The 17,522-nt window shown below is 34.3% G+C and carries 11 protein-coding genes; 4 read left to right on the plus strand and 7 right to left on the minus strand.

Going from position 1 to position 17,522, the window contains the following annotated elements:
- Positions 1 to 172: 172 nt before the first annotated feature.
- The 7 genes from nth to FC37_RS04805 form a co-directional block, all read right to left on the minus strand.
- Positions 173 to 793, minus strand: a complete 621-nt coding sequence (gene nth / locus FC37_RS04775; protein ID WP_056945515.1) for an endonuclease III — start codon at positions 791 to 793, stop codon at positions 173 to 175.
- Between the two features lies 1 nt (position 794).
- Positions 795 to 1,439, minus strand: coding sequence for a DnaD domain protein (locus tag FC37_RS04780; protein ID WP_025005665.1), 645 nt, complete (start codon positions 1,437 to 1,439; stop codon positions 795 to 797).
- 85 nt (positions 1,440 to 1,524) lie between these two features.
- Positions 1,525 to 2,823 carry an asparagine--tRNA ligase gene (gene asnS, locus FC37_RS04785; protein WP_056945516.1) on the minus strand — a complete coding sequence of 433 codons (1,299 nt, stop codon included), beginning with the start codon at positions 2,821 to 2,823 and terminating at the stop codon, positions 1,525 to 1,527.
- 53 nt (positions 2,824 to 2,876) lie between these two features.
- Positions 2,877 to 3,374 (minus strand): hypothetical protein, encoded by a 498-nt coding sequence (locus FC37_RS04790; RefSeq protein ID WP_025005664.1) that lies wholly within the window; start codon positions 3,372 to 3,374, stop codon positions 2,877 to 2,879.
- Positions 3,374 to 6,157, minus strand: coding sequence for a helicase C-terminal domain-containing protein (locus FC37_RS04795; protein ID WP_025005663.1), 2,784 nt, complete (start codon positions 6,155 to 6,157; stop codon positions 3,374 to 3,376). The genes FC37_RS04790 and FC37_RS04795 overlap by 1 nt, the downstream gene beginning before the upstream one ends.
- 18 nt (positions 6,158 to 6,175) lie before the next feature.
- The gene (gene addA / locus FC37_RS04800) at positions 6,176 to 9,790 is read right to left on the minus strand and encodes a helicase-exonuclease AddAB subunit AddA (protein WP_025005662.1); all 3,615 of its coding nucleotides are present in this window, start codon (positions 9,788 to 9,790) and stop codon (positions 6,176 to 6,178) included.
- Positions 9,791 to 9,792: 2 nt separating this feature from the next.
- On the minus strand, positions 9,793 to 13,275 hold the full coding sequence (locus tag FC37_RS04805) for a PD-(D/E)XK nuclease family protein (RefSeq protein WP_056945517.1): 3,483 nt from the start codon (positions 13,273 to 13,275) through the stop codon (positions 9,793 to 9,795).
- 81 nt (positions 13,276 to 13,356) lie between these two features.
- Between FC37_RS04805 and mvk the strand changes: the two genes are divergently transcribed.
- The 4 genes from mvk to fni are packed head-to-tail and all read left to right on the plus strand — an operon-like array spanning position 13,357 to position 17,383.
- Positions 13,357 to 14,265 (plus strand): mevalonate kinase, encoded by a 909-nt coding sequence (gene mvk, locus FC37_RS04810; protein WP_025005661.1) that lies wholly within the window; start codon positions 13,357 to 13,359, stop codon positions 14,263 to 14,265.
- The gene (mvaD, locus tag FC37_RS04815) at positions 14,265 to 15,227 is read left to right on the plus strand and encodes a diphosphomevalonate decarboxylase (protein WP_025005660.1); all 963 of its coding nucleotides are present in this window, start codon (positions 14,265 to 14,267) and stop codon (positions 15,225 to 15,227) included. Before mvk ends, mvaD begins: the two co-directional genes overlap by 1 nt.
- A gap of 43 nt (positions 15,228 to 15,270) precedes the next feature.
- Complete coding sequence (locus FC37_RS04820; protein ID WP_025005659.1) at positions 15,271 to 16,353, plus strand: phosphomevalonate kinase; 1,083 nt, start codon at positions 15,271 to 15,273, stop codon at positions 16,351 to 16,353.
- A gap of 13 nt (positions 16,354 to 16,366) precedes the next feature.
- Complete coding sequence (fni, locus tag FC37_RS04825) at positions 16,367 to 17,383, plus strand: type 2 isopentenyl-diphosphate Delta-isomerase (protein WP_025005658.1); 1,017 nt, start codon at positions 16,367 to 16,369, stop codon at positions 17,381 to 17,383.
- Positions 17,384 to 17,522: the final 139 nt, after the last annotated feature.

The raw sequence follows: 17,522 nt of genomic DNA on the forward strand, positions 1-17,522 counted from the left end.
AGAGTAGACTGGCGTGTCTACTCTTTTTATTTGTCTGCCGAAACGTAGTGAAGGCAGACTTTTTTTATGCATTTCAAATTTAGTAACAACTCACTATAATTATATCATTAACAAAAAAAGGTTTATTTCTCTAAGCATTTTTGCAAATAGAAATAAACCTTTTTCATCTTAATTAATTCAAATATGAATATGGATCACCTTTGGCTCTGGCTGGCATTGTATATCTTCCAAATAGAATCATAGCATGATGCGTTTTAATCCATTCATTCTTAGGTAAAATTGATTCCAACCGTTGTTCAACTTCATGTGGTGTTGCCTTTTGATCAACAATATGAAACACCTTCGATATTCTTGATACATGCGTATCTACCGCAATTGCTGGAACTCCGTAACCTTCAGCTAAAACTACATTAGCAGTTTTCTCTCCTACTCCAGGTAACGTCATCAAAGTCTTCTTATCTTCAGGAATTTCACTATTATACTTTTCAACTAAAATTTGTGCAGTAGCTTTTAAGTGTTTGGCCTTTGAGCGATACAATCCAATAGTCTTAATTGTATTTTCAATCTCTTCAATTGGAGCATTGGCTAAAATTTCAGGAGTAGGAAATTTTTTAATAAAATCAGGCATAACCCGATTAACCATTTTATCGGTCGTCTGTGCACTCATCATTACCGCACACAACAAATGAAAAGTATTATCCCATTGCAATTCGCCTTTAGCATCAGGGTACATTGCTAAAATTCTTTTTAAAACACTACGTGCTTTATCATCGCTTAATAAATCTTCTGCCATCCTATCTGTTCCTCTTTAAAAATCTCTCAATTTCATCAACGGTTTTTAAGTTATGCCGCTGCCAATTAAGTAAAACTCGATCAATATATTTCAAAGAATAAGCCTGAGACAACACAGCTTCTCTCAGAGCCAATTCTATCACTTCAGGAGTATAATGATCCACACTTAGCCATTGAGCGATCTCTTCCCTCTCAATTGGGCTCAGATAACGTCCAAACTCTACCTCAACTTTACGAGAAAGATAATTTAACGGATTATTATCTAAATCATCTACAACGGATACAGTCTTTTCTCTCTTCTTATCTTTGATTAATACATTCTGATCTATATATTGATCTATAGCATCATACAATTTATTTAAGCTATATCTATTACCAATTTTATCTTGATTATCTTTTACTTGCTCAATAGTTAAATAATCTCGATCAATTAGTCTTTGAATAATATTGCCAACATCTGCTACCGTCAAATTAGTATTAGCCGCTATTTTTTCGTTCGAGGGGAACGACTCTCCACGCTGACTAAAAGCTTCCAGTTGAATAATTAACAATAACTCCGCATCACTAATATTAAGTTTAGAATAGTACGCAATTAAGCCATTTTGTAAGGTGGTAAAACCTAAAGCGCGATAATCATTAAATTGCAAGGCAGATTTCCTTTCCAAAAATAAAAGTTGAACTAATAAATAGTCCAACTTTCGGTTTACATATTCATAATTGTCGATGCAATTATTAAGGTTGCATTCTGTTAATCAATCTTGGGAATGGAATTGCTTCACGAATATGGTCAAGGTGACATACCCAAGCAATAGTACGTTCAAAGCCCATACCGAAGCCTGAGTGAGGAACACCACCAAATTGACGTAAGTCAAGGTACCATTGATAATCTTCAAGGTTAAGACCAGCATCAATAATTTGTTGCTTCAACACTTCGTAGTTACCTTCACGTTCTGATCCACCAAAGATTTCACCGTAACCTTCTGGTGCAATAACATCAGCACATAAGTATTCCTTTGGATTATCAGGATTCTTCTTCATGTAGAATGGCTTAATTGAGGTTGGGTAGTTTACGATAAATACTGGACGGTCATATTGTTCAGAAATGTAACCTTCATCAGGTGCACCAAAGTCATCGCCCCACTTAAAGTCACGACCTGCCTCTTGAAGCATCTTAACAGCATCATCATATGGAAGACGAACAAAGTTACCTTCGGTAGTTGGACGAAGCTTTTCAGGATCTCTACCTAAAATCTTCAATTCGTATTCATTCTTGTCTAATACTTGCTTAACCATGTAAGCTAAGTATCTTTCTTGTAAGTCTAATGATTCATCTTGGTGCATCCAAGCCATTTCGGGTTCCATCATCCAGAATTCAGTCATGTGACGGCGACCCTTTGATTCTTCAGCTCTGAAAGTTGGACCAAAAGTAAAGATCTTGCCAAATGCCATTGCTCCAGCTTCACCATACAATTGACCTGATTGTGATAAGTAAGCATCATGGTCAAAGTAATCAACGTGGAACAATTGAGTAGTGCCTTCTGGTGCTGAATGCATGAAAATTGGGGCATCAAACTTGATGAAGCCTTCCTTTTCAAAGAAGTCAACAGTTGCCTTAAACATAGTATTTCTAATTTGCATAATAGCAAATGGCTTCTTTGATCTTAACCATAAGTGACGGTGATCAAGCAAGAAATCAACACCATGTTCCTTATTACCAATAGGGTAACCTTCATTATTTGAAACAACCTTTAAATCAGTAATTTGGATTTCGTAGCCAAAGTGAGAACGTGCATCTTCATGTACGATACCAGTGATATAAAAACTAGATTCTTGTCTAAGTGATTTAGCAGCTTCAAATACTTCATCTGTTACATCATTTTTACGAACTACACCTTGGAAGAATGCAGTACCATCACGCAATTGCAAGAAAATAATTTTTCCGCTTGATCTTTTATCTGTTAACCAAACATGCATCTTAACTTCTTCGTCAACATGTTTAGAAGAATCTTTAATTGAAATCAATTCTGTCATAAAATTCCTGTCCACCTTTTTATCAATTATACAGTTCCATGATACCAAAGTTTCTATAAATTATCGACTTCTGAAATATCATTTCCATCTTTAAATTCATATATTGTATAGCCCAAATTATCATTATGCTTTTTATAGGCTACTTCCCAAACTGCTTGGCCTTTATACCAACCAAGATTAATATGATTAATTGTAGCATCAGAATGAGAGGATTTAAACTTATTTTTAATATAGGTTTCAGATACTCCTTTATTTGCTGGATATAAATATGCTTTTTTAGAGTTAGGCAAATAAACAAAATAATAGCGTTTGCCTTTTTTCCCGGTTCCAGTAATAGCATAACTACTAGTTCCTCTATCTAAATGATAGTAGCTTTGAATATTCTTAATTGGAGTTTTAGTCCGGGCTATTTCTGCAATTTTTTGATCATTACCTCGACTGCGAGACCCCGCATAATAAAAGATTAAAATGCTAGCCACAAAAGCAATTATAACAATCCCGATTACCCATGATATAAATTTTAACGTTTGTCTCGTATCATCTTGTATCATCATTTTTTCTTATTTTCTAATTCTTTTAATTTCTCTTTTGTAACTCTTTCTACCTTAACAGGAATTGCCTGTAAGAACGCCTTGCCATATTCTTTAGACCATAATCTAGGATCCAAAATAATATATTGTCCATGATCTTTTTCACCACGAATTAAGCGCCCCATTCCCTGTCTGAATCTAATAACAGCTCGAGGGAGGCTATCCTTTTCAAAGACGTTAATCCCTTGATCTTCTAGTTTTTTTTGTCTTAAACGAACTTCTGGCTGATCTGGGGATTCAAATGGCAATCGCGCTGCAAATACAGTATCAATACCACAATCATGAAAATCGATTCCTTCCCAAAAACTATCAGCACCAATAATAATCGCTTTTTTAGCAATTACAAATCTTTTTGCAATTCTATTATTAGAACCCGATATTCCTTGGGCCAATATTTCGAAATCTTTTAATTCTGGGGAATTCATAATAGCCATGAATACCGTTCGAATTTTTTCTAGATTAGTCATTAACACTAGAACGTGGTTTTTATTTGTAAGATCGTTAATTAAAATTTGCTCAATATCATCTTCATACGCTTCACTATCTGGATTAGGCATGTTATTAACCGAGATTACTTGCAAATGCTTCTTGATGTTAAATGTGCTTTTGCCTATGTATTCAACTACAGCCATATTTTTTAAAGCCAGCTGGTTAACGGCATAATCAAAATTATGGTTACTGGTTAATGTAGCACTGATAAAAGCAATATGGTCAAAGCGACTATAAATTTGATTAAGCACTTCTTCAGCATCTAACATCAGCCAATCTAAGTTAGTGCTTAAAGGATCATCCGGATTAGTAACCATCAATATAAACCCATCTTGATCCAAATTTTGCGAATCAGATAATATATCTGCTAATTGATAACTCTTTTCAGAATAATAATCTAAACGATCAATTTGTTCAGTAATTTCACTCAGCAGCGTCTCAGTATTGGTCAGAATTTGTTCTTGCTCATGATAAAGTTCAAACAAAACCTGATTGGTTAATTCTCTAACTTCCTCTAATTTTTGTTGGAACTTAGATAATAATTGCTTAAATTGACTATTTTTATTAAATAAGCCTTTTCCTTGAAAACTTAATTCTAAAGTTCCATTAGCCAAAAATGACCTATTGACTGCATTATCGTTTTGAGCGTATAAATCCTTTTGTAAATCATTAATACATTGAATCAATTCTAGAATCTGTGGATCAAGCTTTTTTAATAAAAAGTTGAGTTGCACATTATCATTAAATTGATTTTCTACACCATCATTAGAAAAATAAAGCAGGTTGCGTAAATGACTTAATACGCCCCATAAAGCTTCAAAGCGTAATGAATCATTACGTGAACTAATAACGTTTTCAGTAAAGCGATGTGCTTCATCAACTACTAAATATGGGTTTTGCCCCCAAATAGTGTCCATATAATGATTAGCCAAATAAGCATGGTTAGTAACTAATATATCAGCCTCTTCCTGGCGCTTTCGTGCAAGATTCCAGAAATCTACACTAGCAAAACGACTACCTACTCTTGCATCCCCCGGGTGTTGAATCTGTGCAAACAACGGAGCATTATAGTTAGTCAAATTTAGCTCATCTAGATCACCAGTTTTAGTTTCCGTAAGCCAAACTAAGATCTGCATCTGTAATACAAGAGTATTTTTATTCGGCGTACCTTGAAAAATCGTTTGTACAAACCCATCTAAATCTAAATAATGACTGCTGGATTTAACGACCTCAGCTGTTAAATCTAATTTAGTAACCTTTAAAAGCTGAGGTATCTCATGCTCCATTATCTGCTCTTGTAATACCTTGGTTGGTGTAGCTACTACTAGTTTTCTACCCGAATAAAGTTGATACGCATATGAAAACAAATATGAGAAAGTCTTTCCAGTTCCATTAGGCGCTTCAATTATCATAGCTCGTTTATCGGAATTATTAATAAATTGATGTAAATGGTTAATTAAATCTACCTGAGCACGACGAAAATGCAATTTACCTTTAAACAAATTCTTCTTTTCATCATCAGTTTTTGGAAAATGAGCATTCTCTCCATGACGATCTAATTGATCATTCTGTTTTTGTAAAATAATATTGCGAACCTGCATATAGCTTGAGCCCAGTGGTCGTTTTTGCTTACGCAGATTATCTGCAATTGTCGCAATTACCCAAGATGTATCTCTAATTAAACTTGCTGATAAAGAGCTCAACGTATTCAAAGTTGCCTGAGGAAGACTCTCTAATTTATGAATAATTTTAATTAATAAAATGGCGGTCCCGTATGCATCTGAATCAGCCTTATGAGGATTAAGATGTTTAATCTTAAGTTGAGCAGTTAGATCACTCAACTTATATGAAGGCAATGTAGGAAAAGCAATCTTAGCTAATTCCACTGTATCAATTGCCTTATTAGTCAAAGCCTCATAGCCATGTTGTACTAATTCATAATTTAGAAAAGGTAAATCGAAATCAACATTATGCGCTACGAAAACCGTATCTTTTAAAATCTCTACTATCTTCGGTGCATAAACAGAGAAATCATCTTTCCCTTGTACATCTTCATTATGAATACTAGTCAGATTAACTACAGACTGGGGAATTTCACGATGAGGATTAATCATAAATGAATATGTCTTAACCACCCTCATATTTTTGATAATTGCACATCCGAACTGAATAATATGATGGCCTTTTTCTCGCTGCGTTCCTGTAGTTTCTAAGTCAACAACAGCAAAGGTATCTTTTGCAAAAATCTTTGCCATCTTTTTCCTTCTTTCTAACTACTTAACCTCAACTACTTGTTTTGCATCAAGCAGAATTAAATATTTGCCAATAACTTTCTTTTCACTAAATTCATTTAACGCTTGTTCATACAAACGAAGCTGACCAGTATATTTTTCTTTAATTAATTCAATTGATTTATCAATATTAGATTTATTCACATGATCAGTTTTGTAATCAAACAAAATGATACCATTCTTTGCTACAAAATAACCATCAATTGTACCATGAACCAAAATTTTAGCATCTGGATCACTAAAATCCTTAAATAAAGTTCTAGCTGAAAGCAAACTAGAAAAATCAACTTCTCGCTTTAAATTATCTGGCTCTTTCCAAAAAGCTTTGGCAAAATCACTATGAACAAACCAGTCAATTTGGTCCTTCTTTAAGCTCGAAACAATATCTGGATTCAATTTCTTTTGTTCAATCAACGTTTCTATCTCTTGATCTAAATTATCTGCACTATCATTCGTGTAATCATAATACTGCAGGATTAAGTGAGTAGCCGTACCGATTTCTGCTCCTGTAAATTTTGTTTGATACAAAAAATTAGGCTTGGTATCAATTGGTTGCAAATAACGATTAGTAGAAGTTAATAAATGAGAATTCTCTAATTCAGCATCTATTGGATCATTAAATGCTTTTTTGATTTCAGAAACCGCTTGATAAGCCGTAGTTTCACTTGCATCTTTGAAAGGATAATCAAATTGATATAGCTGGTTGACTGTCTGCGTTAGCAAATTAAGCTTACTTGTATTTTCCTGCTGCTTATTATCAGTTTCTTCTTTTTCAGTAAATTTAATATCTTCATCCTGATAATCAATAAACAGGATCTTTTGACTTTGATCGATTGACTTAGTAACATCACTCAATTTAATAGCCACATGTCGATCAAATCTTAATGAAGGTCCGATAAAACTTAAAGGACTAGTAGCTGATAATTTATTAATTAATGGCAGTTGACCAGCGTGATTCAATTCCGTCGACCATTCTTTTACCTTTTTGTTAAAGCTAGGAACATCACCTACCAAAATCAATTTTTGCTTTGCTCTAGTTAAAGCCACATAAAGAATACGTGCTTCTTCTTCAAGCAATTGCTGTTTTTTAGTAATGTTACCCATTGCCTTAACTAGTGAGTCTACACGATAATGCTTTTCTCTTAAGGTAATCCCCATACTATCAGAGTTAATAATATAATTACCATTTAAATCGCGCATCTGATAATGGTGCTGCATCCCTACATAGAAAACAATTGGAAACTCTAATCCCTTAGAACCATGAATCGTCATTAATCTAACAGCATTACCAGCTTCTTTAGTTAAAAGTGGCTGTGCTAAATCTTTTTGACTACGTCTCATTCGATCAATGAAGTTAATAAATTGATATAGTCCTTTAAAGCCTGCACTTTCATATGAAGAAGCTCTTTCATATAGTGCTTCTAAGTTAACTCGCCGCTGCTCACCATTAGGCAATGCCGTCATTATCTCTAATAAATTAGTACGCTCATATATGCTCCAAATTAATTCCGATATTCTATGGGTAGTGGCAAAACTACGCAATTCTGCTAACTGATTTAAAAAGTTTTTACACTTTTTACTTAACTCATCGTTAGTACCTACATATGAAGTAAGTGCACTATAAAAGTTGCTATTTTTACTCTTAATTCTAATTCTGGCTAGCTCTTTTTCATCAAAATTGAACAGTGGAGAACGTAATACTGTTACTAATGGAATATCCTGATCAGGATTATCAATTATTTTTAAATAATTCATCATGACAGTTAATTCAAAAGTTTGAAAATAGTTTTCTGCATCAGTAACAAATAATGGAATATCTTGCTTAGCAAATTCTTGCATAATTTCCAGATTATCACTACGACTTCTAGTTAAAATAGCAATATCACTATATTGCATATCTCGCATTTTACCAGTATTACTGTCAAAAACCTGAACGTGTTCTTCTTCTAACTGCTTAATCCGAGCAAGTACCATTTGAATTTCAGAAAAGTCTATCTCACTTTCATCTTTATTAGTGCCGTTTTTCTTTTCATGAATAATCACTTCACTTGCTTGAGGCAGTGATTTGGGATAATATTTCGCCCCAAAAACTAGCTGCCCTTCTTTTTGATAATCAATCCCACCAAAATCAGTACTTAAAATGCTCTTAAACACTAGGTTAACTGTTTCTGTTACTGGCTCGGTTGATCTAAAATTATCTGACAACAAAATCCGTTCTTCATGTTCATTCTGTTCTTGGGCAAATTGATGATATTTTTGTAAAAACAGACTTGGTTCAGCTTGTCTAAATCCATAAATTGACTGTTTTACATCCCCCACCATGAAAAGAGTGTTCTTTTCCTCATTTTTAATTTGCTGAATAATTCTTTCCTGCAGAGCATTAATATCCTGATATTCATCAATCAGAATTTCCTTAAACTTATTTTGATAAAAATCGCGCGCCATTTGGGAACTAGACGTATCTTGACTTAAGATTTGATAAGCTAATTGCTCCATATCACTATAATCAAGCAAATTTTCATTACGTTTTAACTGATTAAAGCGTTCAATTAATTTAATTTCAGCAGCTGAAATAGCACTGACAATCTTTTGCCCGTCTTGCATAATCTTGATCTGCTCTTTTTCAGCTACCGCAAAAAATGAAGTAAAGGTATCGAGTACCTGACTCTTCGATTCATCTTTTAAAGCTTGGATTTCTTCATAAAACTCTACCAGGTCTTCATCCCATTTTTTCGATTTACGAAAACTAATTGTAAATACGCAGCTTCTTAATAACTCCCTCTGCTTATCATAATCAGCATCTTCTTTAACCGCTTGGACAAAATTATCTATATTTTGTGCAAACAGCGTGAATGACTCTTTTACCTTAGCCAATTCCTTAGTTTCCATCACAGCTTGTGATAAATAAGATGCTATCTTGTCCTGTAATTCCGAGAATTTAGCCACAATATACGGCTTAATTTGTTTTTGCCAAATCTTTGATTCCACAACACTGTCTTCAATATCATAAATCTGTGGCAATTGTTTAAGCCAAGCGCGATATTCTGGTTTTGCCATAGCAAAATTGTATAAATCTAATAGCAAATCACGAGGACTATCTGCATCCCGATCACCAGCAAAATTATCATAGAAATGTCTAAAAGCTTGATCCTTATTAGTTAACATTTCCCCTTCGATCTCACGCAAAGCACGTTCTTTCAACAAGGCAGCTTGCGTATCATCAGTTAAGATCGTAAAACTAGGATCTAACTCAATTGAATAATAAAAGCGATGAATTACATCCAAACAAAATGCATCAATAGTTGAAATATTAGCGGTATCTACCTGATTTAACTGCTCACGCAAATATCTATGATTAACTCCAGGTTTGGCTAATTCTTTAGTTAAAGCAGCTTTAATTCTGATCTTCATTTCTTCGGCTGCGGCTTTGGTAAAAGTCACAACTAATAATTCATCTACTCGCGTACCTGCTAAAATTTCTTTTAAAACACGCTCAACTAAAACAGTAGTTTTACCACTACCGGCAGATGCGGAAACTAAAATATCATGCCCTTGATCATTAATTGCTTTTTCTTGTTCTTTTGTAAATTGTGGCAAAACTAATCCTTCTTTCCTAGTTTTTCCTTAATTTTAGCTAACAAATCTCTCTTACTCATGTTGCTAATCTCGTGATATTGATTATGTCTAAGCATGGCGTCAAAGAAGAAAATATCTTTAAAGTCTGAATATGTTAGAGCATTTTTGCTCCTGCCATAACGATATGGATTTAATTCAATTTGACCAGATAAAATCTGTCTAGAAGCTTCTTTAATAAGATATTCATCATATTCCAATAGCAACTGAATTTCTTCTTCGCTAAAGTTACGATCTGCTGGCAATTTAAAGCCGCCTTTTGCCTTGGTTCCTACTCCTGTATAAAGTTGAGAAGCTTGACTAGGCTTACCATCTAATAATGGCTCAGCTTCTAACAAAATTTCCGGATTATTACTAATTAGGCCCGTATACATCAACTTAGGCTTACTATCCATTGCATTTTCACGTAAGTTTAAGCTGCTATCAATTAACTTATTACTATTTAGCCTTTCTAGCTGTCTAGTAACTGTTTGATAAAAAGCACCTAATAGCGAAAGCTTGTCCTCTTCCGCAAAGAAATGATTATTATTAGTTAAAACATCCAAGTAAGAAACCATCTGAAGGGCGATACCGTTATAAAACATCCCTAAATCAAATTTTTTAGCAGAAGATTTGTAATCGATCACTTGCGCTAAAACTTGATCTTTATTAGCAAAATTAGCTAAATCTACTCGGTCTATTTTCCCGCGTAAATTAACTTGATGATTACCAGCTAAATCCGGAATATCTAAACTGATACCTTTAATTTTTTGATCTAAACCAAAACTTAATTCAGAATATTTGGCTCGCAGCGGTGTTTCAGTTAGTGATTTACGCCAATTTCGAGCTACCTTGGAAGTCGTATGATCTAAACAGTGGAATAAATACTGGTTAAACGGGTCATTCATCAATTGAGCATATTTACTTTCATCCTTGATAACATCTCTAACCTGATTAAGTTGCTGCTCAAGCTCTACACTACTTAAATCGGCCAAATCAAGATGCTGTTCATTCAATCGCTTAACTAACCGATCAAATGTCTCATGGAAATAATTTCCGGCTTGAATAACATCAAATTCATTTTCAAAGCGGCGCCGTAATTTTAACCCGTAGGTCAAGAAATACTCGTAAGAATTTTCATAAAAAGTCTCCAACTGTGAAACTGATGAATACAAATTCTTACCATATAGTTCCGCTGCTAAATCTTCTCCGATATCTTCAGGCTGATTATCAAAGTCGCTTGCGTCAAGCACAACTTTTACTTTTTGTGGTAAATATTTCTGTGTAATTCTTAGAAGTTCATTTATTGCATCAGATGAAGCATTAGAATTCATATAGGCTAAGTAACCTAGGCTCGCATCAGGATTAGTTATGAAAGATAAAAGATCCTGCATCTTTTCTGGTAGATCATGTTGACTAAATTCAGGCGCACCATAATTTTGTAGACGCTGATAATAAATTGACGGATCTAATTTCTCATTTGATGCATTTAAAACAGGATAAGAAATATACACTCTGTCCTGCGCTAAGGCTAAAGACAAGCCAAACTGATAATTTTGATCTAAATTATTTAGTCGCTGATTATCTTCCAAATATGCATCAGATTCAAAACTACTTTGCAATTGATTTAAATTTTCTGTCGTCAAAAAACCTGGCTTTTTTTCAATTGCAGGTAAATTTCCGCTTGTCGCACCAATAATAAAGACTTGCTTATACCCACTGGCTTGAACCATTCCCATTTCTGATAAGTTGACAGCATCAAGAGTTGAAGGGATTTGCGAGAAAGCAGCTTCCTTGAATGCGCTAATCATCATATTAAAAAATTCATCTAAATCAAATTGCTCTGGGTTAATTGCCAGATAATCTTTCAATAATTGAATCAGCAAGTCCCATAATTGTTCAGGTTGCTGTGCTTGTTGCAAATCACCAGATTCATTCGCATCATCGCGCCATTGTTCTAAACGCTCAGCAATTCCGTTCTTAGTCAAAAAATCAAAGAATATGGTTAGAGCTTTTTGACTATCCTTTTCTTGCTCTAATTTAGTAAACAAATTTGTAACTTTATCTACCAAATAACCACGTAATCGATCAATTTTGACCACTTCTTCATCAATTTTGTCTAATCTGATAACTTCTGCACTTACAAAATCTGCAAAATGTTTTTTCCACAAATTATGATTAATTCCGTGAGCTAAAACAAAATTTTCTAATTCATCTACATCATGAATATACTCAGCTTCTTCTTTATACCAAGATGGGATGAGCAAATGCGTCTTTAATATGGCAAGCATACTCTGCGTCTGAAATGGACTATCCTTTAAGTCACGTAAATTGAACAGATTTTCAATCAATACAACTAGAGGGTGATATTTCATTTCCTGCTGCAAATCATTAAAGAAAGGAATATTATTTTGCCGCAAAATTGGCGTTAAATATGTCTCATATTCTTTCAAATCTGGTGCCAAAATTAGAAAATCACGATAGCGATAATTATTCAGAGCCACTTGTTGATAAATTGTTCGCGCAACAAAATATGCTTCCGCATACCGAGAATCAGCTTTAACAAGTTGTACTTGATTTAATTCATCAACTTTAGGAATCGTTTCTGTCCAAAGGCTGTTTAGGATTTCACGTGAAGTAGGCTCAGCAGCAATCGGAAATTCATTTGCTACATAATCCATATCTCTCTCTTGCAAAAACGAAACTAATCGCTGGATAGTTTGTTGAATGACGTAATCATAATCTCCTTCTTCAGCTTTAGGATTGATGTTTCCTAGTCTCGTTTTAAAAGCCAGTGTTACATCTTTAGCTTTTCTCATTAAGATTTGAATAGTTAACATTTCCTGCAGAGAAAAATGAGAGAAATCACAGAAATAAAAACTAACATGTTTTAAATCAGAATTTTTAGCTAAAATTTCATTCAACTGTACTTGTACTTCGTTTTTAGTTGAAAATTTGCCCGCTATTTCCTCAATAAAAGCATTATAAATAATCCGTAAATCATGAATTTTACTTTTAGTTTCTTGATCTAAATTAGTTTCATCTATGTTATCCAAATCCAAATTGCCGTCATACACTTGTAAAATCGTATTATAAAGTTGACGTACCATCCCTGAATTACTCTGTTCAAAGATAATCAGCTCGTCTTGCTTTTCCTCAATAATATGGGTTAGCAACATCGCACTAGCAGCATCATCTAATTGTGTAGGCAATCCCTGTTCAGCATCTTTTAAGAAAAACCACGCTAAACGCGAGAACGATAACACGTACAGATTTTTGACTGCTGTCTCCGTTTGCTTTTTCTTAGATGCAAGTTTATTAATCGCTCTAACTTCTGTGGTAAACTTAATATGATTAGGAACGATGATAAAAGTTTTGTTTTCTGGGTGCTTTTGATAATTTTCAATTGCTGAGGCCAGAATTTTTTCTTGTAATGGGTCAGTTTGTCGTCCTGTTAAAATTTTGATCATTTGTTCGCACTTCCTTGTTTATTATTTTATCATAGCAAGGTTGATATCTTTTATTAAATCTATTTTAAGGATGATTAAAAAATGAAAACTAGTTTTTTAGCTCATGGGAAAGTAATTATTATTGGTGAACATTCTGTTGTTTACGGCTATGATGCTTTAGCGATGCCTATCAAAGCTTTGCATATTAAAACTACTGTCGAAAACAATTCTAAAATGTGGATGGATACCGCACGCTACCATGGCTCTTTTTATGATGCTCCGAGTGAATATGATGGTCTGAAGTATGTTGTCAAAGCTATGCAAAAAAAGGCAAACAACGATGAGCCATTAAAGATCACATATACTGGAGAAATCCCTATGGAACGAGGATTTGGCTCCAGCGCTACAGTTGCTCTAGGTACTACAAAGGCTTTAAACGAATTCTTTTCTTTAAATTTATCTGAATCTGAAATTATGGCAGTTACCAATCAGGCAGAAATGATTAATCACGGCAAGGCTTCTGGTCTTGATGCCGCTACAGTTAATTCCAACTACTTAGTATTTTTTAACAAAAAAATGGGACCCAAAGTTTTACAAGCTGAATTAGGTGCTACACTTTTAATTATGGACACTGGAGAATTAGGCAATACTAAGAAGGCTGTTACTCAAGTAAGTCAACTTTTAAGTGAATCAAAAAAGGCAAATGTTAATATGAAACGCTTAGGCGAATTAGCTGATCTGACAAAAAAAGCCTGGATTGATCATGATATCAAAACTGTAGGTAATATTTTTAATGAAGCACAAACGATTTTGCATTCTTTTAATATTTCAACTACCAAAATTGATCAATTACAAAAAATTGCTCTAGATAATGGTGCCCTTGGCTTCAAATTATCTGGTGGTGGCTTAGGCGGAATTACTATTGCTCTATGCGAGAACCAAGAAATCGCCAAAAACATTGCGGATAAATGTCAAGATCTAATTAGTAACTACTGGGTGGAGAAAATTTAATGTCAAAAATAGTACGTGCTCATACAAATATCGCTTTAATTAAATATTGGGGTAAAGCAAATGCGGAATTAAGACTTCCCTTAATGTCTAGTCTCTCAATGACACTAGATGCTTTTTATACCGATACTACAATCGAAAAGACAAACGATGATCCTGCTTTTTATTTAAATGGAAAAAAGCAAGATTCTAAACAAAGCCAACGAGTTTTTTCATATTTGGCCAAACTTCAAAATAAATTTGGTTTTCATGACAACTTAATCGTTAAATCTGTTAATCATGTTCCAACCTCTGCTGGACTCGCCTCTTCTAGTTCAGCCTTCGCCGCATTGGCAGCTGCTTTTTGCCAATGCTATAATATCCAAGTTGACAAAAAAGAGTTGTCACGTTTAGCACGAATCGGTTCTGGTTCCGCATGTCGCTCTATTTTTGGTGGGTTCTCGGTTTGGCAAAAGGGAGATTCCGACGAAAGTTCTTATGCATATGCTTTAGATGAACATCCTCAAATGGATCTACACCTTTTGGCTGTAGAATTAAACACTAAGCAAAAGAAGATTTCTTCTACTAGCGGCATGAAAGAAGCACAATCTTCTCCTTTCTTTAAGCCTTGGCTTGAACGCAATGAAAGTGAACTAAAGCAAATGATTACGGCCATTAAAAATAATGACTTTACCGCATTAGGTGAACTAGCAGAATTAAATGCTAATGAAATGCATGCCATCAATTTAACCGCTCAACCTGAATTTACGTACTTTGAACCAGATACAATTCGCGCCATTAAATTAGCTGAAGATCTTCGCAAGGAAGGAATTGAATGCTACTATACTATAGATGCTGGTCCAAACATTAAAGTTCTTTGCCGGTTAAGAAATAGCAAAGAAATTGTTGAACGCTTTAAGTCAGTATTTAATAATGTTAATATAGTGATTGCAAATTTTGGTCCTGGTATTACCTACTTGGATTAATCGTTGTAATAGAAAGTTAATTAGATTCGAGGATTTAATTCTTTTGATAACAGAAAAAGCACCCGGAAAATTATATATCGCTGGAGAATACGCCGTTTTAGAACAAAACTGTCCTGCTGTTTTAGTTGCCGTAAATCAATTTGTACGTGTTTCAATTACTAAAAGCAAGACTTCTACGGGCTTAATCCACTCTAAACAATATTCACAAGATTCTATTCACTGGATCCGTCAAGGTTCTAAGATGGTAATCGATAATCGTGATAACCCATTTGAATACATTTTATCTGCAATTTCTTACACAGAACAATATTGTATTGAACAAAACATTAAGATGAAAGTCTACGATCTGCATGTTAATTCAGATCTAGATTCTGCTGATGGTAAAAAGTATGGTTTAGGTTCAAGTGCCGCTGTCACTGTAGCTACGGTTAAAGCTATTTTACACTTCTATGGTGTCAAAATGAGCAATGAACTAGTATATAAATTATCTGCCATTTCCCATTATTCTGTCCAAGGTAATGGTTCTGCTGGTGACATTGCAGCTAGTGTTTATGGTGGTTGGCTAGCCTACCAAACTTTTGATAAAAAATGGCTACAATATGAACTAACTAATAAAACCTTATCAGAAGTCATAAATGAAGCTTGGCCAGGACTTAAGATTGAGTTGCTAACCCCACCTCACGATATGAAATTAATGATTGGTTGGAGTCAAAAGCCAGCATCAACTTCTCGTTTAGTTGATGAAACCAACGCTAATAAGGCAGCTTTAAATATGGAATACAAAAACTTCTTAGCTGCTTCTAGAGAATGCGTATTAAAGATGATTGCCGGCTTTGAGGCAAATGATATTCCATTAATAAAGAAGCAAATTCGTGTTAATCGTCATTTATTACAACATTTTGCTAAAATTAACCAAATTGCCATTGAAATTCCACGTTTGACTCAATTAATCAAAATTGCTGAAGACTTTGGTGGTGCCGCTAAAACTTCTGGTGCTGGTAATGGTGACTGCGGTATTGTAATTACTGGTGCTGACACTGATGTTGATGCATTAGAGAGTGAATGGCGCCGCAATGGGATTTTACCTTTGAACTTTAGAGTTCACCAAATTAGCCTTGCTCACTAATTGGAGAATCAATATGTCAATTAGATCTGAAAGAAAAGAAGAACATCTGAAATTAGCTCAGATGTTTTTTAATGAAGAAAAATATAATAGTTTTGATCAAATGCATCTGTTACGCCCTGCTCTACCAGAGAGGAAAGTTGATCGCACTATTTTGGCAACAGAAATGTTCAACAAGAGCGTTTCTGCTCCTTTTTTTATCAATGCAATGACAGGTGGATCAAAACAATCCTTAATAATTAATCAGGCTCTGGGAAAGATCGCACATCAAGAAAAGATTGCTCTAGCTCTTGGTTCTGCTAGCATTTTAGCTAAGGAAAAGGATCAATTAGAAAGTTTTTATGTTGCTCGCAATGAAGACCCAAATGGCGTTTTAATTGTCAATGTTAATCCAGAAACTCCCATTAGTGCGATTAAACAAACAATAAATGAATTGCAAGCTGATGCATTACAGATTCACCTTAATACAGTCCAAGAAATTGCAATGCCAGAAGGTGATCGTGACTTTATTTGGCTCGATAAAATCAAGAATATCCTCGATCAAATTTCCATCCCCGTGATTATTAAGGAAGTAGGATTTGGTCTTGATCAAAACAGCATTCACCTGCTTAAAGAAAATGGCATTAAGTACTTTGACATTGCAGGTGCTGGGGGAACAAATTTCGCTCAAATTGAAAATGCACGTAATTCACGGGATGTTTCTTATCTAGAAGACATCGGATTACCTACTGTTGTTTCAGCCTTAATGGCACAAAAAGAAAACGTTAATTTTATTGTTTCAGGTGGTGTATGTAACCCGCTAGATATTTTAAAAGGGCTAGCTTTAGGTGGACAATTTGTTGGTATTTCTAATGTATTCTTGCAGGAATTCAACAAGAATGGTTTTGAGGGACTTCAAACCTTAATCAGCGATTGGAAAGATGAATTAGCTGCTTTAATTGCGATTTATGGTAAAAACGATTTGGCATCCCTACCCCAAATAAAAAAATACTATGATCTACAACTAAAGAACCAAATAGATCAATTAATTTAATATCAAAAAAGCACTAGACAATCTAGTGCTTTTATTTTACATAATTTTTATTATTTTGGCCTCTATATCTTTCTTACTTTTATTTTTATTGTAGAAAAGAAAAAGGATTAAGCATTCCTGATCCCCGGATCTAATGCTT

It is taken from the genome of Lactobacillus gallinarum DSM 10532 = JCM 2011, from assembly GCF_001434975.1.
In the GTDB taxonomy this organism is placed as follows: domain Bacteria; phylum Bacillota; class Bacilli; order Lactobacillales; family Lactobacillaceae; genus Lactobacillus; species Lactobacillus gallinarum.